The organism is Parabacteroides faecis (assembly GCF_014647375.1).
Taxonomy (GTDB): domain Bacteria; phylum Bacteroidota; class Bacteroidia; order Bacteroidales; family Tannerellaceae; genus Parabacteroides; species Parabacteroides faecis.
In genome coordinates, this window is the sequence record NZ_BMPB01000012.1 from 73,095 (window position 1) to 97,514 (window position 24,420).

Here is a 24,420-nt window from a genome sequence, read left to right on the forward strand (position 1 = left end):
AGGGCAGCCTATTCGAGACTGCCCTTTTTTTAATTTATATATAATAAAATAATATGCTCAAAGGAACATTCCCGATAGACAAACTGAAGGCACTTCCTACGCCTTTTTATTATTATGATGTAAAGTTATTGCAGGATACATTGGATATGGTGAAGAACGAGGCCGGTAAATACGGTTATCATGCGCACTATGCCGTCAAGGCGAATGCCAATCCGCGTATCCTTTCTATTATAGCAGCGAACGGGTTGGGAGCCGATTGTGTGAGTGGCGGTGAAGTACAGGCTGCTCTGAATGCCGGATTCCCTGCCGGTAAGATTGTTTTTGCAGGTGTAGGTAAAGCCGATTGGGAAATCAACCTGGGGCTGGATAACGATATTTTCTGTTTTAATGTGGAATCGGCTGTCGAGCTGGATATCATTGACGAGTTGGCTGCTGCTAAAAACAAAGTCGCTTCGGTGGCCCTTCGTATCAATCCGGAGGTAGATGCCCATACCCATGCAAAGATCACGACCGGAATGAAAGAAAACAAGTTCGGTATCAACCTGAGTCAGTTGGGAGAGGTGCTGGACAATCTGGCGAAGCTGAAACATGTGAAACTAATCGGTATCCATTGCCATATCGGTTCGCAGATCACGGATATGTCGGCATTCCGTAACCTGGTTATCCGGGTGAACGAAATACAGGAAGAGCTGGAGGCACGTGGCGTCCGGATCGAAAATCTGAATTTTGGCGGCGGTTTGGGTATCGATTATTATCACCCGAATCATTTGCCTATCCCGGCATTCGATAATTACTTTGCAGTATTCAATAAATTGCTGAAAGTTCGCCCCGGTCAACAGGTTCATTTCGAACCGGGCCGTTCGGTTGTCGCCCAATGCGGAACACTGATCTCCAAGGTGCTGTATGTTAAAGTCGGTGAAACGAAGAAGTTTGCGATCCTGGATGCCGGTTTTACCGAATTGATCCGTCCGGCAATGTACGATGCTTATCACCGGATCGAGAATATATCCAGTGACGAAGAAGTTGAATTGTATGATGTAGTTGGTCCGATCTGTGAGTCGTCCGACGTGTTCGGCAAAGACGTCGAGTTGAACAAAGCACATCGTGGCGACCTGATCGCATTGCGTTCAGCCGGTGCTTACGGAGAGGTGATGGCATCCCAGTATAACTGCCGCCAGCTTCCGAAAGCCTATTATTCCGATACGATTTAATTGTTAATTAATAATATAACGAAAGCCGGGTTTCTTTGTTTTTGCAAAGGTTCCCGGTTTTCTTGTTTGTAGTGTTTCCTTTTTTACTACCTTTGTACGATCCCGTCATGTGGGGTGTGGTAAAACTTGAATGTTTATAAAGATTGAAAGTGATGAAAAATAAAGAGTTATATAGCATACTCATTGTTTGCTTGATGATGTTGTCCTCTTGTCTGGGAGATACGAATACACGGATTACTGTAGGTGAGCAGGAGGCTGTCTATCAGGTACGTCCGACTAAAGGTTTTTATGTTAAAGACGGCCGTTTCCTATATGACTCTAATCTGAGTGTGAGCGGTGATGGCGGCGATTGTTTCCTGATAGAATATTCATTCGATTCATCGGCCCCTGAATTGCAGGGATCGGACAGTTTGTCTATCGAACTGATCGGTAATCCTATAAGTGTTCCTTTATGGCCTTTGGACAGTCAATGGACGGATACGACAAAAGTATTGAAAAACGAAGTTTTGACGGAATCATTGCTGAAACGGAATGCCTATATCAGAGGACGTTTGTTCTTATGGTCCAATCATACGGAAACAGAATCTCAACAGGATAGTTTCATGATGAGTTATGATCCTGAAAAGATGTATACAGCAGAGAACGGCAAGCGTATTTATAATCTTTATCTTAGAGCAATAAAAAAAGTAACAGAGAAAGAAGAAGGATCTGAAGGAGAGGAAGGTACTGAACCGACAGAAGAAGAAAAGACTGTAAAAGTATTGATTACAAATGCTTTCAATATCGAAGAGTTCTATAACAAAGCGAAGGCGTTTGAAGAGGAGAATGGAGAAAAAGAAGTTGCTATAGCTATAAATTATGCATCTGCCTACAATAAAGATACGACAGCATGTTTATGGAGCGTGACGGATACGATAAAGATTTCATTCAACGGAAGAACTGAATAAGGGGAAGATAAGGGGGTATTAAATAGAAAAACAGAGAGATGTATAAGGAGATAATTAAATGGGTTATAGCCATTATATCCCAACCGGGGAAGGCCTGGGATATGTTGTCGAGGAAAGAAGAGAAGGGCGACGAGTTCTTGTCGCGATTCATATATCCGTTAATCGGGCTGGTTACAGTAGCTGCTTTTCTGGGTGTATTGTTTACGCGAAAGGAGTTTGATGTTGAATTGGCTTTGAAATCGTCTATCAAAACGTTGGTAGCCTCTTTCGGAGGATTCTATCTTGCTGCCTACTTCCTGAACGAACTCTGGCAGGGATTCTTTAAGAGAGAGAAAGACCTGAAACTTTGTCAACGTTTCGTCGGTTATTCATCCTCATTGATGTTCGCATTGAATATCGTACTGATGCTGTTGCCGGAGTTTTTCTTCCTGCGTATCTTTATACTTTATACTTTTTATATTGTATGGGAAGGAGCCGGACCTTACATGCAGGTGGAAGAAAATGAACGCCTGAAATTTGCCGGTATAACGACCGTTATTATTTTACTGACTCCGGCTGTGATCGAATTTGTTTTGTTCATGTTGATGCCAGGGTTACGTTTTTGACAGTTAGAAAAAGATGAAAGAAAAGATTAGTAACAACATTCAGATAAAGAATAAGCGGGCAACCTTCGATTATGAATTGCTCGACACTTTTACTACCGGGATCGTGCTGACCGGGACGGAGATCAAATCTATCCGTCTGGGCAAAGCCAGCCTGGTCGATACGTTTTGTATCATGGAAAAAGGTGAGTTGTGGGTCAAGAACATGTATATCGCCGAGTATTTTTATGGTACTTACAACAATCATGTCGCACGCCGCGACCGTAAATTGCTGCTTACCAAAAAGGAATTGCGAAAGATTGACAGTGCAGCCCGTAACAGCGGCTTTACCATTATCCCGACCCGTATGTTCATCAACGAGAAAGGATTGGCAAAAGTGGTCGTTGCCATCGCCAAAGGTAAGAAGGAATATGATAAACGCGATTCTATCAAGGCCCGTGACGATAAGCGGGAGATGGACAGAGCTTTTAAACGGTAAGAGATACTCCTGCCGTTTCTTTTTTCAAAAAGAAAAAACATATCTATGAATAAAGAATTATTTATACGGTCCCTGCAGGAACGTATCCTGATTTTGGATGGTGGTATGGGTACCATGATCCAGGGATTCAAGCTGAATGAACAGGATTACAGAGGCGACCGTTTCGCCGATTTTCCCGGACAACTGAAAGGAAACAACGACCTGTTGTGTATAACCCGTCCGGATGTCATCAAGTCTATCCACCGCCAGTATCTGGATGCCGGAGCAGATATTTTTGCAACAAATACATTTAATGCGAACGCTATTTCGATGGAAGATTACGCCATGCAGGAGTATGTGCGTGAAATTAACCTGGCAGCAGGAATGTTGGGACGCGAAGTTGCCGATGAGTTCATGGCGGAGCATCCGGACCGCACCATCTTTGTAGCCGGTTCTGTCGGACCTACCAATAAGACGGCCTCCATGAGCCCTGACGTGAGCAATCCCGCTTATCGCGCCGTTACTTATAAAGATGTATATAAGGCATATAAAGAGCAGGTGGAAGCTCTGGTCGACGGAGGTGTGGATATTATTCTTTTTGAAACGACTTTCGATACCCTGAACGTAAAAGCCGGATTGGAAGCAGCCGAAACTGTTTTGAAAGAAAAAGGCAAGGATTTACCTATCATGTTGTCTCTGACACTTTCTGCCCAGGGAGGACGGACGCTTTCCGGCCAGACTTTAGGAGCCTGTCTGGCTTCGGTTCAACACATTAACCTGGTAAGTATCGGTTTGAACTGTTCTTTCGGGGCGGCGGATATGAAACCTTTCCTTGCCGAACTAGCCAAACATGCTCCCTATTATATAAGTGCTTATCCGAATGCGGGATTACCCAATACTTTCGGAACTTATGACGAGACACCGGAAAAGATGGCCGGTCATGTCAAACCATTTATCGAAGAAGGTCTGGTAAATATACTGGGAGGTTGTTGTGGTACGACTCCCGCCCATATCGCCCAGTATCCGGCATTGATAAAAGGAGCGAAGCCGCATATCCCTGCTCAGAAACCGGATTGCCTGTGGCTGTCCGGCCTCGAATTGCTGGAAGTAAAGAAAGAGAATAACTTTATCAATATAGGCGAACGTTGTAACGTCGCCGGTTCCCGTAAATTCCTCCGCCTGATCAAAGAGGGGAGTTACGAGGAAGCACTTACGATTGCCCGTAAACAGGTAGAAGACGGAGCACAGGTGATCGACATCAATATGGATGACGGGATGCTGGATGCTGTCAAGGAAATGACGACATTCCTGAACCTGGTCGCTTCCGAACCGGATATAGCCCGTGTGCCTGTTATGATCGACTCTTCCAAATGGGAGGTGATCGAAGAAGGTCTGATGTGTGTGCAGGGAAAAAGTATTGTCAATTCGATCTCATTGAAAGAAGGTGAAGAAGCGTTCCTGACCCATGCCGCCCGTATCAAACAACTGGGGGCTGCTGTCGTCGTGATGGCTTTCGATGAGAAAGGGCAGGCCGATACGTTTGAACGAAAGGCGGAAGTCTGTGGACGTGCCTACCGTTTGCTTCGGGAGAAAATCGATTTCGATCCGAATGGTATTATTTTCGACCCGAACGTACTGGCAATTGCAACCGGTATGGAAGAACATAACGGATACGGTCTGGACTTTATCCGTGCCGTCGAATGGATCAAACAGAATCTGCCGGGAGCAAAGATAAGCGGGGGGATCAGTAACCTCTCTTTCTCATTCCGCGGAAATAATTATGTACGTGAGGCAATGCACTCCGTATTCCTGTACCACGCCATCAGTAAAGGGCTGGATATGGGTATCGTGAATCCTTCCTCTGCCGTATTATATGAAGATATCGAGCCGGAGTTCCGGAATCTGCTGGAAGATGTTATTCTGGCACGTCGTCCGGAAGCAGCCGAAGAACTGATCACATATGCCCAGAACCTGCATGTGGAGAAGCAGGGGGGGCCTGAAGAAAAGCATGAAGCCTGGCGGGAGCAACCGCTGAAAGAACGGTTGGAGTATGCGTTGATAAAAGGTATCGGCGACCATTTGGAAGAAGACCTACAAGAGGCGTTGAAAGAATATCCGCGTGCCGTGAATATTATCGACGGTCCGCTGATGGGCGGCATGAATAAGGTAGGCGAACTGTTTGGTGCCGGTAAAATGTTTTTACCGCAGGTCGTGAAGACGGCCCGTACCATGAAAAAGGCAGTCGCTATCCTGCAACCGGCCATTGAAGCCGATAAGACGGCATCCGGTTCGGCTAAAGCCGGAAAGGTTGTCTTTGCGACCGTGAAAGGTGACGTGCATGATATCGGTAAAAATATCGTCTCGATCGTTCTGGCCTGCAACAACTACGAAGTGATCGACCTGGGTGTGATGGTTCCTGCCGAAGTGATCGTAAAGACTGCGATCGACGAGCAGCCCGATCTGGTCTGCCTGTCAGGATTGATCACTCCTTCTTTGGAGGAGATGGTACATGTGACGGACGAAATGCAGAAAGCCGGACTGACCATACCTGTGATGGTTGGCGGTGCCACAACCTCTAAATTGCATACTGCTATAAAGATAGCTCCCCATTATGATTATCCGGTCATCCATGTACTCGATGCCTCGCAGAATCCGCTGATCGCGGCTAAGTTGCTGAACCCGAAAACCCGTAATAGTTATATTGAGGAACTCAATAAAGAATATGAGGTCTTGCGTGCTTCTATGGAAAAAAGGAAAGAGGTATTGGTTTCATTGAGCGAAGCTCGTGCCAATCCTCCGAAAATAGACTGGTCGGCCTATACTCCGGTTGTTCCTGATCGGATGGGGGTACATGTACTTCCTTATATTTCGTTGGAAGAAATCATACCTTATATAAACTGGATTTTCTTCTTTAGTGCCTGGAAACTGAGCGGCCGCTTTGCTTCGATAACGAAGATACACGGATGTGACGGATGCCGTGCTGCGTGGTTGGCTGATTTTTCGGAAGATGAACGTCCGAAGGCTGCCGAGGCCATGCAGTTATACAAGGATGCCGTTAAACTGCTGGATCGTCTGGTCGATATGAAAGTGGAATATTGTAAGGCCATTTACGGATTTTTCCCGGCTAACAGCGATGGGGATAATATCCGGGTAGGAGACCTTGTGATCCCTGTGTTGCGTCAACAGGCAAAAAAGGAAGAGGGTGTTTATAAATCGCTTGCCGACTACATCATACCGGCTTCGGAAGGGCGTACGGATTATGTCGGAGCCTTTGTCGTGACAGCCGGTGTAGGTGCCGAATCTTTGAAGAACCAGTTTGAAGAAGAAGGCGATACCTATAATTCGATGCTCCTTCAAACCTTGACAGACCGTCTGGCAGAAGCGTTTGCCGAATATTTTCATGAAAAGGTCCGCAAAGAATACTGGGGCTATGCTCCGGACGAGTCTTTATCCATCCCGGATTTGTATAAGGTGAAATATCAGGGAATCCGTCCGGCGGTAGGTTATCCGTCACTGCCTGACCAGTTACTGAATTACACCTTGGACAAGCTGCTGGATATGTCGCAGATCGGTGTGAAACTGACGGAAAACGGTGCCATGTATCCGACGGCAACGGTAAGTGGTATTTATATAGCTTACCCTGATTCTCAGTATTTTATGATCGGTTCGATCGATGAAGAGCAAATGAAGGATTATGCGGCCCGTCGTAACTTGTCGGAAGCGGAAGCGAAGAAGTTACTGAACAAGAATTTTGCCTGAATAACTGAAAGTATATAATAATCTTATATATATTGAAATAATAGTTTTGAAGTAAAAAAGGTTGATAGAAAAGAACTATTTTTGGCTTCGATTGTAACGCATTTATGGGAAATATATATATAAGACTAGTATTAGTTGTAGCGGGGATCTTCCTAGGGCTTGTGCGCAGTCAGGCAGAAACGGTGACAGATTCCCAATATGTTTCTGTTCGCGACAGCCTTTTGTCCTTACTGAATGAGACTTCAGATACAGGGGTTAAACTGGAAGCCTTGACTAAATTGGCCCAGCTGAACTGGAATACATCGGAAGGCTGTGAAAATCTGAAGCAAATGGCTTCCATTGCCGGGGAGACTGATTCGATCAAAGAGTATTATTGGGCAGCCATGCAGTTGGGACGTTACTATTGTAACAAAAGAAAGCTGGATAGCCTGCAGCTTTGGGCGCATCTGGTCGATTCCGTTGCTACTGCACGTCAGGAGGTCCCGGATGCTGTATTTGAGTTTCTGAACTGTTACTGCCGTTATTATCTGATAGGGGAGAATTATGAGCTGGCGATGAATGAAGCCGTGCGGCTCCAGCTTTTATCGGAAGAAACGGGTAACCAGAAAGGACTTATCTCCAGTAATGAATACATGGGATTGATCTATCTGTTGATCGGACGTGACAGCGATGCTGTCGTGGCTTTCGAGAAAGGTGTCGATTTACTGAAACAGAAAGGCGATTCACCGGATTATCAGCTTCAGATCATTCCCTATTTATTGATCTCTTATCAACGGTTGGGGAAATTAGAACAGTTGAATGAAACGCTCGATTATGCAATAGGCCTGCTGAAGGATATGGAAAAGCAGGACTCTCTCCGTTGGATGAATTATCCTTTCAAAAGTAAATACTGTGTGCTGTACGCAAATTACCTGAACCTGTATGTCGCAAGAAATGACATGGAGCGTGCCCGCGAAGCATTGGATAAAGCTGCCTATTATTTTGTTGAAAATTGTGGTAATGATGTGGAGTCTGTTTATTTTCTGGCACGTGCCCGTTATTATTTCCATATAAAAGAGTATCCGAAGGCGCTTGGAGAGATCGAGCGCACGCTGGAAACGGATTATTCGGTGGAGGTATTGAAATTGAAAATCGAAATACAGGAAGCGACCGGAATGAGAGATGCTGCGTTGAAGACCCATGATGAGTTGCTGACATTTATGGAACAGAGCATTATCTCGGCATATACGCGACAGATCAGCCAACTTCGTTCCATCCACGATCTGAATGAAAAGAATATACAGAAGAAAGAACTGGAATACCAGAAAGAGAGTCTGGAACATAAGCAGGATCAGTTAAAAGTATTGGTCATCTTATTATTGGTCCTGGTCTTTTTGCTGTATTTGCTGTTTTGCTATGCCTACCGTACGTCCCGTTTGAAGAATGTACTCCAAAAAGAACGTGAGGCACTGATCGAAACCACCAGAAAACTACGTGTGGCCAAGGAAGAGGCAGAAGAATCCAGCCGGATGAAAGCCGCTTTTGTAGCCAATATCAGTCATGAGATACGGACACCGTTGAATGCCATAGTCGGTTTTTCCGGATTACTGGAAGATGCAGACGAAGAGGAACGGAAAGAGTTTATCCATATCATTAATAACAGTTCCGATCTGCTGCTCAACCTGGTGAGTGACGTACTCGATCTGTCACGGCTCGACTCGAGTAATTTTAAACTGACCCTTGCTGATTGTAATGTATATGATTGTTGCCGGAAGGTGCAGGAAAGCATACAGCCCAGGATACAACCGGGCGTTGACCTGACCCTGACATTTTCGGATAAAGACTTCGTTATGAAGACGGACGGTTTACGGGTGCAGCAATTGCTGCTGAACTTACTTAGCAATGCGGCTAAGTTTACGGAACAGGGGGAAATAAATCTGGATTATAGAGTAGACCGGGAAGGAAAACGGATTGTCTTTTCTGTTACGGATACGGGATCCGGCATTCCTCCGGAAAAGCAGGAAAGTATTTTCAACCGGTTTGAAAAGATCGATGAATTCAAGCAGGGTACCGGTTTGGGATTACCGATCTGTCGTGTGATTGCCGATCGTCTGAACGGAACCCTTACCCTCGATGCGGCTTATGCCCGGGGAGCACGTTTTATATTTGTGCATCCCTTTGTCGAATAACCGCTATTTTCTATCTTTGCCTGTATGATGAAAGGAATAGATTGGATTAAAAAGATACGCATACGCTGGGTGGTCCTGGTTGTTTGTCTGGCTTTTGTCTGGACTGTGATGGCTTTACCGGCATGGGGCGAATGGTATGCCCGTAGAATTTATCCGTTCTTTTCGATCGTATTATCACGTGTCTCTTCCTTTTTCCCTTTTTCTGTCGGTGATTGTTTTATTTACGGGAGCATTGCCGGGCTGGTCGTTTATCTGATATATGCGATCGCAAAACGCCGTTCGTGGAAAAAAACAGTCGGGCGTATGGCGGAATACCTGCTGTGGGTATATGTCTGGTTCTATATGGTCTGGGGACTGAATTATTTCCGGGAGAACTTTTTTGTCAGGACACAGATTCCTTATGTCGATTATTCGGAAGATGATTTCCGCTCTTTTCTCTCGGCCTATACCGACTCGTTGAACGCTTCTTTTACACCGGTCGAGAAGATCGATCATGCCGTCGTTGCCGAAGAGGTGAAGAATGGCTATCAGGAAATAGCCGGGCGTTTCGGGCTGGTTCCTCCTGCCGCTTATCTTCATCCGAAACCGATGCTGATCCCGTCTTTAATGAGCGGTGTCGGCGTATTGGGATATATAGGGCCTTTCTTTACAGAATATAATCTGAATCCGGACCTGCTTCCGGTCCAGTATCCTTTCACATATGCACATGAAATGGCGCATGTGCTGGGAATCTCCAGTGAAGCCGAGGCGAACCTTTATGGCTTTTTGGTTTGTTCGCGTTCCGAAGTGCCGGAGATACGTTTTTCTGCCTATTTCGCTTTGTTACCTTACGTACTGGGAAATGTGTATCAGTTATTACCGGAAGAAGAGTTTGAGCAGTGGAAAGAAACGATATCACCTGAAATAAAAAAGGCATATAATGATAAGGTGGCTTATTGGCAGGGGGTGTATAGTCCGGTGATCGGCGATATTCAGGATACGCTTTATAACTGGTTCCTGAAAAGCAATAACATCCCCTCCGGCCGTAAAAATTATTCGGAAGTGATAGCACTCCTGATGGCACTTAATACAAAATAATCCGCTACATTTGTAACGTTATGAAATCAGGTTTCTGGGAAACAGTAACAAGATTAATGGTAAATAATCTTTCAGAGTGATTCGTAACTGTTTTAAGGCTTGCTGGATTCGGTAATTCACCGTTTGGGTGGAAACCTGCAGGATCTCGGCAATTTCCTTGTAGCTTTTATTTTGAAAACGATGCATCACAAATGCTTCCCGGTAGCTGGCCGGTAAGGCATGTATAGCCTGGCTGATCTGTTTTTTCAGTTCTTCCGCCTGATAGAAATCGATATCCTGCAACATCTCCAGCATATATTCATAATAACGTGTCTCTGCCCGCAGTTGCGACTGTTGGCGGGTGAGTTGGTTGAGACTTCTGTGATAGACTGTTTTATACAGATATTGACTGAAGGAGGTATTGAATATTTGCATTTCCCGATTTTCCCATAACCATAACATGACGTCCTGCACGATCTCTTCCGCATCTTCCATACTGACAAACCGGTTTGCATATGTACATAACATCGGATAGTATCTTCTGAATAAGGTACCATAGGCTTTTTTATCTCCACGTTGCATGGCTGATAACAGAAGTGAGTCTTCTATCGCTTGTGAGGTGTTTTTCATACTATTTTCTCCTTGGTCACAAAGATAGTTTTTTTGTTGTAGAAAAAAAATATCAAAAAAAAGTGAGTATCCGTTTAGTAATCTGTCGGAGTTCCCTTGTCTAATATATAAAAGGGATAAAAGTGCAGATGGAAACATTGAATATAGATCAGATAGAGGAGCTCCTTCCCCGGTATTGTTCCGGTGAGGCAACGATAGAGGAATGTCGGATGGTGGAAGAGTGGATCGGGCAGTCGGAAGATAATTACCGGATTGTCAAACAAATCTATGCCATCGACCAGGTGATGGGTACGGCACAGATGGAATCGAAGGTGAATACAGAGAAAGCCCTGGCTTCCGTAAACCGTAAAATGAGTAAGGAACGTCCGCAGGTGGCCTGGTTTACCTGGGTACAACGGGTGGCCGCTATTCTTTTTCTCCCTCTTCTGATTACTTTGGCTATCCAGAATTTTACACCCCGTACGGAAATAGCCCGGATGATCGAGATAAAAACAAATCCGGGAATGACGACCACTGTCGATCTTCCGGACGGATCAAAGGTCTACCTTAATTCGGAATCTTCTTTGACCTATCCTTCTTTTTTCAGTGAAGACGAAAGAAACGTACAGTTGAAGGGAGAAGCCTTCTTTGAAGTACAGAAAGATCCTGAACATCGTTTTGTCGTTTCAGGTCCTCATTTTACTCAGATTGAAGTATTGGGAACATCCTTTAATGTAGAAGCATTTGAAAGAGACTCGTTTATATCTACCACTTTGGTAGAGGGGAAAGTCCGCTTTGCCTATCAGAAGAATCAGCAGCTTGCCACGATGGTAATGAAACCCGGACAAAAGCTAATGTATAATACCATTTCTTCTCAGGTAAAACTGATCGAAACGACGGGAGAAGCTGAGATTGCCTGGAAAGACGGAAAGATTGTTTTCCTGGCAACTCCACTGCCGGAAGCATTGAGAATATTGGAGAAACGGTTTAATGTGAGTTTCGTATTATCGAATGACCGCCTTCGTAAAGAAGCATTTAACGGAGCTTTTACTAATCAGAGGCTGGAACGTATATTGGAAATCTTTAAAATATCATCGAATATTAAGTGGCGCTATATGGATACGCAGAATACAACAAATGAAAAAACGAGAATAGAAATCTATTAAATTGAAAAGATTATGAAAAACAGGCCTCCTTAAAGAAAAACATCCGGAGTGATATTGGCGTATTACTCCGGATGGAAAATAGTTAATTTAAAACGCTTGTTTGGCGACAAGCAGTTATAAATCATTTTTATTAATTAGATCAGTACAAAGTTATGCAAAAACATTTTAATACCCAACAGTTGTGGGTACCGGAGTTTCTTTGGTTTATCTTAAATAAAATACCGAGAGTCATGAAGTTATCTATCTTCTTACTTGTATGTTCTATCAGTTTAGTGCAAGCGACGAACAGTTATGCTCAAAAAGCGACTGTAAATCTGGAAATGCGAAATCAAACAGTCAAAGAAGTTCTGGATGAAATAGAAAATCAGTCGGAGTTCTCTTTCTTTTTCAATATTCGACATGTCGATTTGCAGCGAAAAGTATCAGTTGTTACTAAGAAAAGCGACATATTTAAAGTGTTGGATACTATTTTTTCTGGTACGAATGTACATTATTCTGTGTTAGATAAAAAGATTATTTTGTCGACGGAGGCTCACACTCCGGTTGTCCAGCAAAATGGTGAAAAGAGAAAAGTAACAGGGGTTGTTAAAGACGCCAATGGAGAGCCTATTATTGGGGCGAATGTTATTGAGAAAAGTACGGCGGATGGAACAGTAAATGGAGCAGTGACGGATATAGATGGAAAATACAGTATTGAAGTTGGAAAGAATGCTATATTACAATTTTCGTATATAGGCTACAACCAGAAAGAATTGTCGGTTGGGGATCAAACTGCCATAGATGTGTTGCTGGTAGAAAATTCACAGGCTCTGGATGAGGTTGTGATAGTAGGCTTTGGTACACAGAAAAAGGTGAATCTGACAGGCGCTGTTGGGATGGCTACCTCTAAAGAATTGGAAGCTCGTCCTGTAGCTAATGCAGTGTTGGCTTTACAAGGTGTTATTCCGGGACTAAATATATCCAATAGTGGAAATGGTGGAGAACTGAATGCGACTAAATCTATAAATATCCGTGGTACAGGAACTGTGGGACAGGATGCAAATGGAAATTCATTTACTAACGGAAGTCCATTGATTTTAATAGATGGTATGGAAGGGGATATTAATATGTTGAATCCTCAGGATATAGAAAATATATCTGTACTGAAAGATGCAGCATCTTCTTCTATTTATGGAGCGCGTGCTCCTTTCGGTGTGGTTCTGATAACTACTAAAACTGGAAAATTAGGACGTGCACAGATCAACTATAATGGAAATGTACGTTTCCAGACACCTATAAAAATGCCGGAAATGGCAAACTCATGGGAGTTTGTGAATATGTTTAATGATGCCCAGTTTAACCTGAATGGTAATAATTTGTTCGATGCTGGTTATATGCAGCAGGTAAAAGATTATATGGATGGTAAAACTGATGATTATATTTGGGGTGAAGGTTCTGGTGGTAAATGGAATTATGATTATACAACCGCCAATGTGGATTGGCTGAAAGAATATTACCGGAGTATGTCCCCATCTCATGAACATAATATCAGTGCTAGCGGGGGAACGGATAAGATATCTTATTATTTATCAGGTAACTATATGGGACAAGAAGGGTTTATGCGTTATGGTACAGATGATTATAATCGATATACTCTGACGGGGAAATTCTCAGGACAGCTGACAAAAATGCTAAAGGTGGATTATATGAGTCGTTATGTACGTACGGATTATTCACGTCCAACGGTAATGGATGATACTTTATATAACAATTTGCTTCGCCGTAGTCGTCCGACACGTCCGTATTATGATCCGAATGGATACCTTATGGCTGATATTAATTATGTAGCAGCATTTGAGGATGGTGGACGTTATAAAGAACAGAAAGATGCTTTGGTTCAACAATTCAAAGTCACTCTTACACCTTTGAAGAATTGGAATATTATCGGTGAAATGAATATTAAGATAGATAATAACTGGATCCATGAAGATGCTCTTGTTATTTATTCTCATTATGCGGATAATCCTGATAATACGTATATTCCTTCTACTTCTCCTGTTCTGAAAGATAAGGTAGGAGAGTATGCACGCAGACAGACGTATTTGAATCCGACTCTTTTTTCGAACTATAATTTCTCGATCAAGAAGCATAACATCGGTTTAATGGCCGGTTTTCAGGCAGAACAAGTAAAATATCGTACGATGGATGGTTATCGTACCGGATTAGTCGTTTCTGATCTACCGGTATTGGATCTGACAACTAACCGTGAAGATTATATGCTGGGAGGCTATTATCAAAACTGGTCGTCTGCCGGTTTCTTCGGTAGGATCAACTATGACTATGATGGTAAATATTTGCTTGAAATGAATATGCGGTATGATGGTTCTTCACGTTTTAGAAGAGATAGCCGTTGGGTTTTTACACCTTCATTCTCGGTAGGTTGGAATATGGCTCGTGAAGATTTTTGGGGTAAACTGGCTGACTATGTAGAGACGTTTAAGCTCAGGGGCTCTTATGGACAGTTGGCAAATCAAAATACAACCAATTGGTATCCTACTTATCAAAAATTGTTGACTGGAACCAGTGATGGTAGCTGGTTGCAAAATGGAGCGAAACCTAATACGGCTTCAGCTCCGGGATTAGTATCCTCTACATTGACATGGGAAAGAATTAAGAATACAAACATAGGTTTGGACTTCGGTGCTTTTAGAAATCGTTTGACCGGATCGTTTGATTATTTCTGGCGTAAAAACTCCAACATGGTTGGTCCGGGTATGGAGTTGCCGGCTATACTGGGTACGGCTGTTCCAATTACAAATAACTGTGACTTAACTACTTTTGGTTGGGAACTGCAATTGGGATGGCGTGATAAGGTAGGTCAGGTGAATTATGGTGTAAAATTGAATATCTCAGACTCTCAGACTCGTATTGATAGATATGCAAATCCGACAAACTCCTTGAGTACTTATATTGCGGGTGAACTGGATGGTAATATTTACGGATATGAAACAATCGGTGTTGCCCGGACCCAGGCAGATATGGATGCACATCTGGCAACATTGCCGAATGGAGGCCAGACCGCGTTAGGCTCAAAATGGGAAGCTGGTGATATTATGTATGCTGATTTGAACGGGGATGGTAAAATTAATACGGGAAGTAATACTTTAAATGATATGGGGGACCTGAAAAAGATAGGTAATAAGACTCCCCGTTATTTGACCGGTATAACATTAGATGCCCAGTGGAAAGGTTTCGATTTCTCCATGTTTTGGCAAGGTGTTTTGAAACGCGATTTTGATCCGGGAGAAGGCAGTTATGTTTTTTGGGGACCTACTTCTGGTGGCGAATGGTTTTCCGGATTCTTAAAACAACATGTAGATTATTTCCGTCCTGAAGATACGAATTCCGGATTAGGGGCAAATGTGGATGCCTATTATCCGCGTGCCTTGTTCAGTGGCAAAAATCAGAAAGCGCAAACCCGTTATTTGCAGAATGCAGCTTATATGCGACTAAAAAATTTGCAGATAGGTTATACTTTGCCTATGCAGATTGTAAATAAAATCGGTTTACAGAACTTACGTATATACGTCTCAGGAGAAAATTTGTTAACGATCACAGGGCTGAGTGACACAATGGATCCTGAAACGGCTGGTATCGGAAAGCGGGGTGGTACGGTATATCCGTTATCACGAACTTATTCTTTAGGTTTAAGTGTTAACTTTTAAAATATAGAATTTATGAAACGTACATATATTAAAATTGTAAATGCATTGTTGTGTGGTTTCTTCTTATTTTCCTTGGGGGCATGTAATGCGTTTTTGGATGAAGAACCTTTATCTTTTGTCAATCCTGAAAATTATCTGAAGTCGGAAGAGCAATTGCTCGCTTATGTCGATAAATATTATGCGGATTTTATCTCTAGTAATACGCATGAAGATGATGACGCAACAGATAATCAAAAAGGAACTAATGAGCGTTATATGAAAGATACCTGGACTGTGGCTCAGAAAGAAAAAGACGATGGTAGCGGTGACTGGGATTTTACTAAAATTTATGCGATGAATTATTATCTTCAAACAGTTGTTCCCCGTTATGAAGAAGGTAATATCTCCGGTAATGATGTAAATATTAAACAATATATAGGAGAGGGATATTTCCTGCGTGCATTGGATTATTTTAAACGCCTGCAAAAGTTAGGAGATTTTCCCATTCTGAAGACAACATTGGAGGATGATTTGGCTATATTGACGGAAGCCTCTAAACGTAGTCCGCGTAATGAAGTCGCTCGCTTTATATTGGATGATTTGGATAAAGCTATTTCATTGATGACCAATGCACCGGCTAAAACACGTATTACGAAAAATGCAGCATTGGTATTAAAGTCGAGAGTTGCATTGTTTGAAGCGACCTGGGAGAAGTATCATGCAAACACCGCTTTAGTCCCAAATGGACCAGGCTGGCCCGGTGCAGAAAAAGACTATAATGCGAACTATCAATATCCCAGTGGAAGTCCGGAAAATGAAGTCGCATGGTTTCTTGATCAGGCTATAGATGCAGCATCACAGGTGGCTGACGCTATTCAGTTGGTAGATAATAACCAGATTATTCGTGATGATGTCAGAAAATCTAAGAATCCGTATTATGATATGTTTGCCAGTCATGATCCCAGTGGATATGATGAAGTTATATTATGTCGGCTTTATAGTTTTGCCTTGGGAAATGCCAGTAATTTTAACCACGTATTGTATCATGGAGGAAATACAGGGTTCACTCATCAATTTGAACAGGTTTTTCTAATGAATAACGGTTTGCCGGTATATGCAGCAGGAAATGATTATAAGGGAGATGACTACATCTCGGATACAAAGCAGGGTCGCGATTGGCGTTGGAGATTGTTTATGAAAGCTCCGGATGAAATAAAGGCTGTAGATAATATCGCTGTTCCCGAACGTTTCCCTGTTATCCCTCGTTTGTATATGACAGATACGAAAATGTCGACAGCGACAGGTTATATTGAAGGTAAAGGCTATTCTTTAGATTATAATGATCAGATGATGGGGCAGGATCAGACTGCATTTGTTGTTTATCGTGCAGCTGAAGCTTATCTGAATTATATGGAAGCATCTTATTTAAAGAACGGCAATATAGACGCTAAAGCGGCATCTTATTGGCAGGCTTTGAGAAATCGTGCCGGTGTCGATCCTGATTTTCAGAAAACAATCAAGGCTACGGATATGGCAAAAGAAGCATTGAACGATTGGGGAGCTTATTCGGCTGGCCAACTGGTAGATGCAACGTTATATAATATTCGTCGTGAAAGACGTTGTGAATTTATCGGTGAAGGACTTCGTTATATGGATGTATGTCGTTGGAGGGCAATGGATCAGTTGAATGGATTTCAGCAGGAAGGTGCTAAGATTTTCGGTCCGATGGAGTCGATATTCGTTGATGATTCGGGTAATAGCCTTTTGGTATATGATCAGGCGGACCAGACTAAAAACAATGTATCATCTCCATCATTGAGCGATCATTTGCGTCTGAATCAAAAGAGTACAACGAATCAGTATTATAAAGGCTTCTATTTTTATGAAGCCCATTATTTAAGTCCGATCGCTGTGCAACACTTTCTAATTACATCTCCGGATGGAAAGACTGTATCTGAATCTCCTATTTATCAGAATCCGGGCTGGCCTATTGAAGCTGGTGCTACCTGTAAGTAATCCAGGGTACTGATTTATATGATATAACAGACCTTACCGGATATAACACAAAATTATATCCGGTAAGGTCTGTTGTTTGATTGTTTTTATTTTGAATAAAGGACCAAATATAAGATGTTGCAGAGTCGGTTGATAGAAATCAAAACCTTTACAATCATTTTGAATTATTGAGCCGGCATTTTTTTTATCTTTGCAGCCTAAGCAAGGTTGTTCAAAAATCCGCTGGTGCAACTACGTGACAATGTAACAAAAGATACACAAACAGCTGCTTGGGGAGAGATTTGTTCCCTTTATCACGATAAAATTTAAAAACTTAACAAACAAAGATGAAAAGCAATCTATTTTTAGTTGTAAACTTACTGCTTGTATTATTTACATCATCTGTAGTATGCCGGGCCGAAGGTTTGGATAGTTTAAGTAAAAAGTCTTTCACCTATACGAATGAGGATGTTTGGACTATTTACGAGGGGTTTAACAACACGCTACTCGATACTGATAAATATATCTACAAGACAAATTCATCTTTCCTTTCGGCTAAAGACCGTTTCAACGGGGCAGCAGCCATCTGGTGCCAGCCGATTTATTGGGATATGGCGATGAATGCGTATAAGTTGGCTAAAAGATTAAAGAGTAAAGATAAGCAAGCAACTTACAAGAGATTATGCACAAAGATATTCGAGGGTAATAAAGCGCAATATGCCAATTTTAATTTTGATGACAACAATGAAAATACGGGTTGGTTTATTTATGATGATATCATGTGGTGGACCATTTCTTTGGCACGCGGCTATGAGTTATTTAAAGTTGACGAATATCTGACATTATCAGAATTGAGTTTCAGTAGAGTCTGGTATGGTTCCCCGAAAGTGGGGGATACTGGTTCTTATGATAAAGAAAATGGAGGAATGTTCTGGCAATGGCAGCCCATACAGAACCCGAAACCCAATAAACCTAGCGACGGAAAGATGGCTTGTATCAATTTTCCGACTGTAGTTGCTGCTTTAACTCTATATAATAATGTGCCGCGGAAAAGAAAAGAGTCGACAGATGAATATCCGAAATACCAGACCAGAGAACAATATCTGGCGAAAGGGAAAGAAATTTATGAATGGGGTGTCGAAAATTTGTTGGATAAGCAAACAGGGCAAATTGCCGATAGCCGTCATGGCAATGGACGTCCTGCATGGACTGCCCACGTTTACAATCAAGCTACCTTTATTGGTGCCTCCGTATTGCTTTATAAAGCGACCGGCGAGAAAAAGTATTTGAATAATGCCATTTTAGCTACGGATTATACTGTGAATGTCATGTCTGCAAAACATAATTTATTACCCTTTGAAAATGGAATCGAACAGGGTATTTATACAGCAATTTTTGCACAATATGTGGCTATGTTGATTTATGACTGTAAGCAAACGCAATACCTTCCTTTCCTGAAACGCACGATTGGTTACGGTTTGGAAAACAGGGATAAGTCACGCAATGTATGCAGTGGAGAATATGAAAAAGTTTTGCCGGCAGGTTCAACGATCGATAGTTACTCCGCATCCGGTATACCTGCTTTGATGCTGTTGTTTCCTGCAGATAAATAATGTATTTGGCTATCGTTTCACATAGTACTACATGTTGGAGATTGATTCCATAGGGATTATACTTGTGATGTAATCCGAAAATAATCCTTCATTCCTTCATTAGTGGATGTTTTTCATTCACCATCAATCCTTTACCGCTGAAGGAAATGAATAAACCCTCGTACTTCTATACCCTCCTTTCTCCAGTTTTCCTTCATCTATCAACTTCTTCAGGTCTTCCAGTGCACGATATTTGGAGCAACCTGTCAGTTCCCGGTAGTCGCTACAAGTGATATAATGATGTGCGTTCAGATATTCTGTCAGCCTGCGTACCCGTTCATCGAAAGGAGGAAGAACGCCTTTCCCTTCCGGCATACGTTCCAGGTGCATCGACTTCAATTTACTTTTCAGATATTTGCCGCAGCGGAAATTTACATTACGGAAATGAATTGATTCGCAACGGAGCTCCTTTTTATCCATGACCGGACGTGAAGCGAGCGAAACACTGAAGAAGCCGATGCCGTCCAGTTCGATATTATATCCGTCGTCCAGACGTCTGGCCATCACATCGGCTATGACCTGTAAAGCCCCTTTGATGTCGGCTCCCGAAATTCCGGAACGGCCTTCTGCTTCTTCTATCAGATCATTGGTGTGGATTGTCCCGTAAGGTACAACACGCGGATGTAATGCTTGCTTTTTCTTGTCTCCTGTGGGGTTCGGATTGCGAACCATTCGATATCTTGCACACATATCAGTATTTGTTTAAGGTAAAACTATGCATCCGGTAATTCCGAAGTGCCTTACTCTGTTTTGTTTGTTAATTGTCGTACGCTTGTTCGACAGCTGACAAACGCTTATTCGACAACAGTCTGACAAGCGTTTGCCAGTTGTCAAATAAGAAAGAATAACGGACTAAAGATATAAATAATAATTGATGAAAGCCTTGTTATACATGGCTTTTTTTCTTACTTTTAAGCAGAAAGTACACCTTAAATTACAAGCGAATGAATATCACACATTACAAAGACGGAAATAAATCCGTTAAAACCCTATCCCTTAATGAATTGATCGATACGATGAGGAACTCTGTATCCGGACATGTGGTAGAAGAGTTCCGGAAAAAGCTAGAGGAATATCCTCCGGGATACCCTTGTCCGGCAGCAACCAAACTTCCTCGGATCGTTTTCGGTGCAGAATTGAAAAAGAAAAATGAGACTTTGGAGATGAAAGCTTACAACGGTCTTGTTCTATTGGAAGTCGATAACCTGTCGGGCGATAGGGAGGCGGTAGAGATACGGCTGTACCGGCTACGCTCGAACAACCCTTGCAAGTGCCTGGTGAATTGACGTTCCGTGAGTTGAAACAGCAGGAGCCGATGCCACTTCAACGGATGGAGGCGGGGCATGAACGCAGTTATTCCGTTTACCTGCTTTATCAGGTGGCCTTGAAAAAAGCAATTGAAGAAGTGGGGAAGGAGTCTGGTGATACGACGGCGGATGCATTGCTGGTACGGTTGGCAGAGAATTGCCTTCGTGCAGGCATACCGGAAGAAGATGTGGTGAAATGGGCGTATGTGAATGTACATTTCCAACGGAACGAGACGGAACTGCGGGCGGTGGTACACAATACTTATCTGCTGGATAAATGTTTTGGTGTCGGTCCGGTCATGCCGGTTTGTCAGAACCTCGTATTTCGGATGGATGAGTTTATGAAACGTCGCTATGAGTTCCGGAGGAACGAGTTGAAAGGTGAAGTGGAATATCGCGAACGACGTTCCTATTATTATAGTTTCTTTCCTGTTACCGATGAGGTTCTCAATACGATCTCCCTGCATGCACAGGCGGAAGGACTCGATTTGTGGGATCGTGATGTGAAACGTTATATCTATTCCAATAAGATTCCGCTGTTTAATCCGCTGGATGATTATCTGGATAATCTGCCGGAATGGGACAGAAAAGATCATATCCGTGCCTTGGCGGATACGGTACCGACGTCATCGAAGTTGTGGCGCGAGCATTTTTATATCTGGTTCCTGGGGTTAGTCGCCCAATGGAAACAGATGGGTGGGGTGCATGCTAACAGCCTGTTGCCCTTATTGGTGGGGGATCAGGGATGTGGAAAGTCTACCTGGTGCCGTAATTTAATGCCACCGGTTTTGCGTGAGTTTTATACCGACAGTATCGATTTTGGAAATCGTCGTGATGCTGAACTGATGCTGCACCGTTTTGCCCTTATAAATATCGACGAGTTCGATTCGATAGGAAACTCCCGTCAGTCTTTCCTGAAACATCTGCTTCAAAAGCCCGAGGTGAATGCTCGTCGTGCCTACAAATCGAGTGTGCGGGCTTTGAAACGGTATGCCGGATTTGTCGGAACTTGTAATAATATGGACTTGTTATCCGATCCGACCGGCAGTCGGCGTTTTCTGTGTGTGGAAATAAATGGTGAGATAGACCGCAGGCATTTTATCGATTATGACCAGCTGTATGCTCAGGCGATCCATGCGCTCCGTACAGGCGAACGGTATTGGCTGACGCGGGAGGAAGAAAAATCTATTACTCTTCAGAATGAAGTGTTCGAACAGGTTCCGGTGGAAGAGCAGCTTTTCCTGCAATATTTCAAGCCGTTGTCTGAAGAAGGTGGTGAAATTGGCGAATGGCTTCCCGCTGCCGAGATCATGCAACGTATCCGTAAGCGTAGCCGCCTGACTTTTAGCAACACCACTATAAATGCTTTTGGCCGCCTGTTGCGTCGTAACAATGTCCCAAGCCGGCATATTTTACGTGGAAATGTATATCATGTGAAGGAAATACGGTGATTTTTCTTCATTGGACAATGTGTCTGCAAAAAGGCTTCATCTGTAATTTCTTTATAATTAGAAGTATATAGCCTAATTGAAGGAATGAAGGTATATTTTTCCAAAAAAGCCATTCGACTCTCACGAGCCGGATGGCTTATAACTGCAATACAGTTTCAGAAAAAATTATTAGGTATTATCTCTTAGCTATCTCTTGATATAGTTCACAATGACCGTTCGGGTCAAAGATCCCTTTTCTTATTAATTCTTTTTCCAGTTTATTTAAAGATAAGTTCCCGAAGTTTCGTCGTTTCTTCAGTGCGGCAAGTCCGTTGGTTGAAATGAATTTCAGTAAGTCTTCCAATGTATATATATCTACCGCTTTAAGAATAGTCAGGGTTCTTGTCTCTAAATCGAGGCTATGGGTTAATGGTTTGGATAGCAATTTCTTTTGTTTGACGTAAGGTATTTGGGATGACGTTCGCTTTGGGGCGGGATGTTTGATTTCATCCTTTGTTAACTGTGTTTTCAGTGATTGTATGTTTGATTTTAATTTGTCGATTTCTATCTCTCTTCGAATACCGTTATCGATATGGGCTCTGACAAATCCTGATTGGATGCTTATATCTGTAATGGCATTCTGAAATATCTCTTTTACCTCCTGGGAGGAGAGGCCCAAATGTGTTGCAACTTTTTCCACGCTTAATCCGGTGGCTAATGCATGGAATACTATTTTTTTTAGATCGGAGTTTAGTAAGTTCCTCATTTCCGATACGATCAATAAATAATCGGGTGTTAGTCTTTTAAACGCTTCAATAATAAAATCACTTTCTTTATCCCTCTTCTCTTCCGAAGGTTGCTTATCAGCCGTCGGTATATTTACAGATGAAGATACGATACTGGCTTCTTCCCATGTTGTTTCTTTGTGATCTGTCAGTACATGGCCCGAAAAGTTAGGCTTCTGGTCGTCGGGGAGGAGAAGTTGTACATAATCACGTATTTTAGTTAACAAGTTTATCATAATACAAGTGTTTTATCTGATAGACATAATCTGCTATACAAATAGATACTATCCTATTCTCGCGAACCGGACAGTGGCAGAGTCCCCTCTTCGCTATTCCTTTTTACTGATTGTATGATTGTTTAACATATTAATGTGTTGATGTAAAAAGTATAGCTTGAAAAAGGCATAAAAAAACGTGAAACTGTTGCCGTTCTCAGTCTTGTAGGTATCCCGACCTGACACACTGATAGTAAGCAACAGCCCACGTCATATCATATATAACTTGTGTATATACAAATAACATGGGCATTTTGTTGCTACTATCTCAGTTGTGTCTGTGTATGTTGGGATGTTTACAAGAACTGGGATAATATTTTAAAATGCCTTATTCTAAATATTTCTACAGAACAGAACCTAACGCTATAGTTTCTGCACTTTCTGTAGTACTGCAAAGATAGTATATACGATGGAATAAACAACCGTTTATAAGGAAAAAATACCTGTTAGGCTTAAAAATCATAAGTTCTGTTTGCAGGGTTTGATGATTGCCGGTAATTATATTAATGTTTGTTGTAAAAAACAGACTGCTCTTATTAATCTGTAATGAAGTTAGGTGATATTAATCAAATCAAAAATCATTAATCGGGTAAAGAGAGAGGAACTTTCTGGAATACCAAGATATTCCTTCTCCTGTTGCTCTGTAGAAAATAGAGGATAAAAATTATTCTTCTCATAAAAAGATATAATAGAGGACTTGTTATAAGCATCTACTACTATAAAACGACATCCGGTTTTATTTTCCGGACTAATGAACCAATCTTTTATAAAGCCAATAAGTTCATTACCTATATGACATCCCTGATAGTTCATATTTACACCTAGTCGACCGATTAATACGGCTGGATAACTACGACGTTGTTTTGAAAAAGGAATATCTTGAATAACTTTTTTCTTTCGACTATTCGGTAGAAAATTTGCTTTGATACTATCATTTGCTACAGTGAAAGCACATGTTATGACGGATAAATCTTCATCTAAACGAAAGCAATATGTCTTCCCTAGTAACTGCTTGGTGTACAGATCTGAATTGTTCATAAAGAAATCGTCCAAATCATCATTGCCACAAATGAAAGGTTTACATTCTTTCAATAGTTCCGGTTTTAGTAAGGAGAATGTGCAACTATTCTCTAGAAAATTGCCTTTGTTCATTTCATGTTTGCTTTTTTTAGAATACGATTTAATGATTCAAATCGCTTTTGGGTTTGGTTGGATTCCTGTTTGTTTTGGAAGGCTGCGTCTGCTTTTTTTACAAAGGCTTCAGCTTCTTTCCCATGTAGAACAGGAATACTTTTAATTGCTATTGCCATATTCTTAG

At 42.2% G+C, this 24,420-nt stretch carries 18 protein-coding genes; 13 read left to right on the forward strand and 5 right to left on the reverse strand.

Annotated elements, in window-relative coordinates; translation table 11 throughout:
* Nucleotides 1–53 precede the first annotated feature (53 nt).
* The 7 genes from lysA (at nucleotide 54) to IEY67_RS17575 (ending at nucleotide 10,221) form a co-directional block, all read left to right on the forward strand.
* Nucleotides 54–1,211: a diaminopimelate decarboxylase gene (gene lysA, locus IEY67_RS17545; RefSeq protein WP_122353990.1), complete on the forward strand. Its 1,158-nt coding sequence runs from the start codon at nucleotides 54–56 to the stop codon at nucleotides 1,209–1,211.
* A 152-nt stretch (nucleotides 1,212–1,363) separates the two neighbouring features.
* A complete protein-coding gene (locus IEY67_RS17550) occupies nucleotides 1,364–2,158 on the forward strand; it encodes a hypothetical protein (RefSeq protein WP_122353989.1) in 795 nt (264 codons plus the stop codon).
* A gap of 38 nt (nucleotides 2,159–2,196) precedes the next feature.
* Nucleotides 2,197–2,763 carry a YIP1 family protein gene (locus IEY67_RS17555; RefSeq protein ID WP_122353988.1) on the forward strand — a complete coding sequence of 189 codons (567 nt, stop codon included), beginning with the start codon at nucleotides 2,197–2,199 and terminating at the stop codon, nucleotides 2,761–2,763.
* A gap of 13 nt (nucleotides 2,764–2,776) precedes the next feature.
* Nucleotides 2,777–3,238 carry an SsrA-binding protein gene (smpB, locus tag IEY67_RS17560; RefSeq protein ID WP_122353987.1) on the forward strand — a complete coding sequence of 154 codons (462 nt, stop codon included), beginning with the start codon at nucleotides 2,777–2,779 and terminating at the stop codon, nucleotides 3,236–3,238.
* 45 nt (nucleotides 3,239–3,283) lie between these two features.
* The gene (gene metH / locus IEY67_RS17565; protein ID WP_183671096.1) at nucleotides 3,284–6,976 is read left to right on the forward strand and encodes a methionine synthase; all 3,693 of its coding nucleotides are present in this window, start codon (nucleotides 3,284–3,286) and stop codon (nucleotides 6,974–6,976) included.
* A gap of 104 nt (nucleotides 6,977–7,080) precedes the next feature.
* Nucleotides 7,081–9,144, forward strand: a complete 2,064-nt coding sequence (locus tag IEY67_RS17570) for a tetratricopeptide repeat-containing sensor histidine kinase (RefSeq protein ID WP_183671095.1) — start codon at nucleotides 7,081–7,083, stop codon at nucleotides 9,142–9,144.
* A gap of 27 nt (nucleotides 9,145–9,171) precedes the next feature.
* Nucleotides 9,172–10,221: a DUF3810 domain-containing protein gene (locus IEY67_RS17575; protein WP_183671155.1), complete on the forward strand. Its 1,050-nt coding sequence runs from the start codon at nucleotides 9,172–9,174 to the stop codon at nucleotides 10,219–10,221.
* Nucleotides 10,222–10,239: 18 nt separating this feature from the next.
* Here IEY67_RS17575 and IEY67_RS17580 read toward each other — a convergent pair whose 3' ends face one another.
* Entirely contained in the window at nucleotides 10,240–10,830 is a 591-nt protein-coding gene (locus IEY67_RS17580) for an RNA polymerase sigma-70 factor (RefSeq protein WP_183671094.1), read from the reverse strand.
* A 128-nt stretch (nucleotides 10,831–10,958) separates the two neighbouring features.
* Here IEY67_RS17580 and IEY67_RS17585 point away from each other — a divergent pair, with 128 nt between their 5' ends.
* The 4 genes from IEY67_RS17585 to IEY67_RS17600 all read left to right on the forward strand — a co-directional run bounded on the left by IEY67_RS17585 (nucleotide 10,959) and on the right by IEY67_RS17600 (nucleotide 19,266).
* A complete protein-coding gene (locus IEY67_RS17585; RefSeq protein WP_183671093.1) occupies nucleotides 10,959–11,975 on the forward strand; it encodes a FecR family protein in 1,017 nt (338 codons plus the stop codon).
* Nucleotides 11,976–12,205: 230 nt separating this feature from the next.
* Nucleotides 12,206–15,679 carry a TonB-dependent receptor gene (locus IEY67_RS17590; protein WP_229801116.1) on the forward strand — a complete coding sequence of 1,158 codons (3,474 nt, stop codon included), beginning with the start codon at nucleotides 12,206–12,208 and terminating at the stop codon, nucleotides 15,677–15,679.
* A 12-nt stretch (nucleotides 15,680–15,691) separates the two neighbouring features.
* Complete coding sequence (locus IEY67_RS17595) at nucleotides 15,692–17,674, forward strand: RagB/SusD family nutrient uptake outer membrane protein (protein ID WP_122375945.1); 1,983 nt, start codon at nucleotides 15,692–15,694, stop codon at nucleotides 17,672–17,674.
* 326 nt (nucleotides 17,675–18,000) lie between these two features.
* Nucleotides 18,001–19,266, forward strand: coding sequence for a glycoside hydrolase family 76 protein (locus IEY67_RS17600; protein ID WP_183671092.1), 1,266 nt, complete (start codon nucleotides 18,001–18,003; stop codon nucleotides 19,264–19,266).
* 123 nt (nucleotides 19,267–19,389) lie between these two features.
* Here IEY67_RS17600 and IEY67_RS17605 read toward each other — a convergent pair whose 3' ends face one another.
* On the reverse strand, nucleotides 19,390–19,995 hold the full coding sequence (locus IEY67_RS17605; protein WP_183671090.1) for an HU family DNA-binding protein: 606 nt from the start codon (nucleotides 19,993–19,995) through the stop codon (nucleotides 19,390–19,392).
* A 254-nt stretch (nucleotides 19,996–20,249) separates the two neighbouring features.
* On the opposite strand from IEY67_RS17605, the gene IEY67_RS25215 reads away from it, so the two are divergent.
* The gene (locus tag IEY67_RS25215; protein ID WP_229801117.1) at nucleotides 20,250–20,591 is read left to right on the forward strand and encodes a BT4734/BF3469 family protein; all 342 of its coding nucleotides are present in this window, start codon (nucleotides 20,250–20,252) and stop codon (nucleotides 20,589–20,591) included.
* Nucleotides 20,576–22,063 carry a virulence-associated E family protein gene (locus tag IEY67_RS17610; RefSeq protein ID WP_229801118.1) on the forward strand — a complete coding sequence of 496 codons (1,488 nt, stop codon included), beginning with the start codon at nucleotides 20,576–20,578 and terminating at the stop codon, nucleotides 22,061–22,063. The genes IEY67_RS25215 and IEY67_RS17610 overlap by 16 nt, the downstream gene beginning before the upstream one ends.
* A 175-nt stretch (nucleotides 22,064–22,238) precedes the next feature.
* On the opposite strand, the gene IEY67_RS17615 is transcribed toward IEY67_RS17610, so the two are convergent.
* The 3 genes from IEY67_RS17615 to IEY67_RS17625 form a co-directional block, all read right to left on the reverse strand.
* Nucleotides 22,239–23,063, reverse strand: a complete 825-nt coding sequence (locus IEY67_RS17615) for a hypothetical protein (RefSeq protein WP_183671088.1) — start codon at nucleotides 23,061–23,063, stop codon at nucleotides 22,239–22,241.
* 591 nt (nucleotides 23,064–23,654) lie between these two features.
* Entirely contained in the window at nucleotides 23,655–24,254 is a 600-nt protein-coding gene (locus IEY67_RS17620) for an N-acetyltransferase (RefSeq protein WP_183671086.1), read from the reverse strand.
* The gene (locus IEY67_RS17625; protein ID WP_183671084.1) at nucleotides 24,251–24,412 is read right to left on the reverse strand and encodes a hypothetical protein; all 162 of its coding nucleotides are present in this window, start codon (nucleotides 24,410–24,412) and stop codon (nucleotides 24,251–24,253) included. Before IEY67_RS17625 ends, IEY67_RS17620 begins: the two co-directional genes overlap by 4 nt.
* Nucleotides 24,413–24,420 lie beyond the last annotated feature (8 nt).

Excerpts from the sequence above, each read along its gene's own strand:
- lysA (WP_122353990.1), top strand. The coding sequence starts at position 54 with ATGCTCAAAGGAACATTCCCGATAGACAAACTGAAGGCACTTCCTACG.
- IEY67_RS17550 (WP_122353989.1), top strand. The coding sequence starts at position 1,364 with ATGAAAAATAAAGAGTTATATAGCATACTCATTGTTTGCTTGATGATG.
- IEY67_RS17555 (WP_122353988.1), top strand. The coding sequence starts at position 2,197 with ATGTATAAGGAGATAATTAAATGGGTTATAGCCATTATATCCCAACCG.
- smpB (WP_122353987.1), top strand. The coding sequence starts at position 2,777 with ATGAAAGAAAAGATTAGTAACAACATTCAGATAAAGAATAAGCGGGCA.
- metH (WP_183671096.1), top strand. The coding sequence starts at position 3,284 with ATGAATAAAGAATTATTTATACGGTCCCTGCAGGAACGTATCCTGATT.
- IEY67_RS17570 (WP_183671095.1), top strand. The coding sequence starts at position 7,081 with ATGGGAAATATATATATAAGACTAGTATTAGTTGTAGCGGGGATCTTC.
- IEY67_RS17575 (WP_183671155.1), top strand. The coding sequence starts at position 9,172 with ATGAAAGGAATAGATTGGATTAAAAAGATACGCATACGCTGGGTGGTC.
- IEY67_RS17580 (WP_183671094.1), bottom strand. The coding sequence starts at position 10,830 with ATGAAAAACACCTCACAAGCGATAGAAGACTCACTTCTGTTATCAGCC.
- IEY67_RS17585 (WP_183671093.1), top strand. The coding sequence starts at position 10,959 with ATGGAAACATTGAATATAGATCAGATAGAGGAGCTCCTTCCCCGGTAT.
- IEY67_RS17590 (WP_229801116.1), top strand. The coding sequence starts at position 12,206 with ATGAAGTTATCTATCTTCTTACTTGTATGTTCTATCAGTTTAGTGCAA.
- IEY67_RS17595 (WP_122375945.1), top strand. The coding sequence starts at position 15,692 with ATGAAACGTACATATATTAAAATTGTAAATGCATTGTTGTGTGGTTTC.
- IEY67_RS17600 (WP_183671092.1), top strand. The coding sequence starts at position 18,001 with ATGAAAAGCAATCTATTTTTAGTTGTAAACTTACTGCTTGTATTATTT.
- IEY67_RS17605 (WP_183671090.1), bottom strand. The coding sequence starts at position 19,995 with ATGTGTGCAAGATATCGAATGGTTCGCAATCCGAACCCCACAGGAGAC.
- IEY67_RS25215 (WP_229801117.1), top strand. The coding sequence starts at position 20,250 with ATGAATATCACACATTACAAAGACGGAAATAAATCCGTTAAAACCCTA.
- IEY67_RS17615 (WP_183671088.1), bottom strand. The coding sequence starts at position 23,063 with ATGATAAACTTGTTAACTAAAATACGTGATTATGTACAACTTCTCCTC.
- IEY67_RS17620 (WP_183671086.1), bottom strand. The coding sequence starts at position 24,254 with ATGAACAAAGGCAATTTTCTAGAGAATAGTTGCACATTCTCCTTACTA.
- IEY67_RS17625 (WP_183671084.1), bottom strand. The coding sequence starts at position 24,412 with ATGGCAATAGCAATTAAAAGTATTCCTGTTCTACATGGGAAAGAAGCT.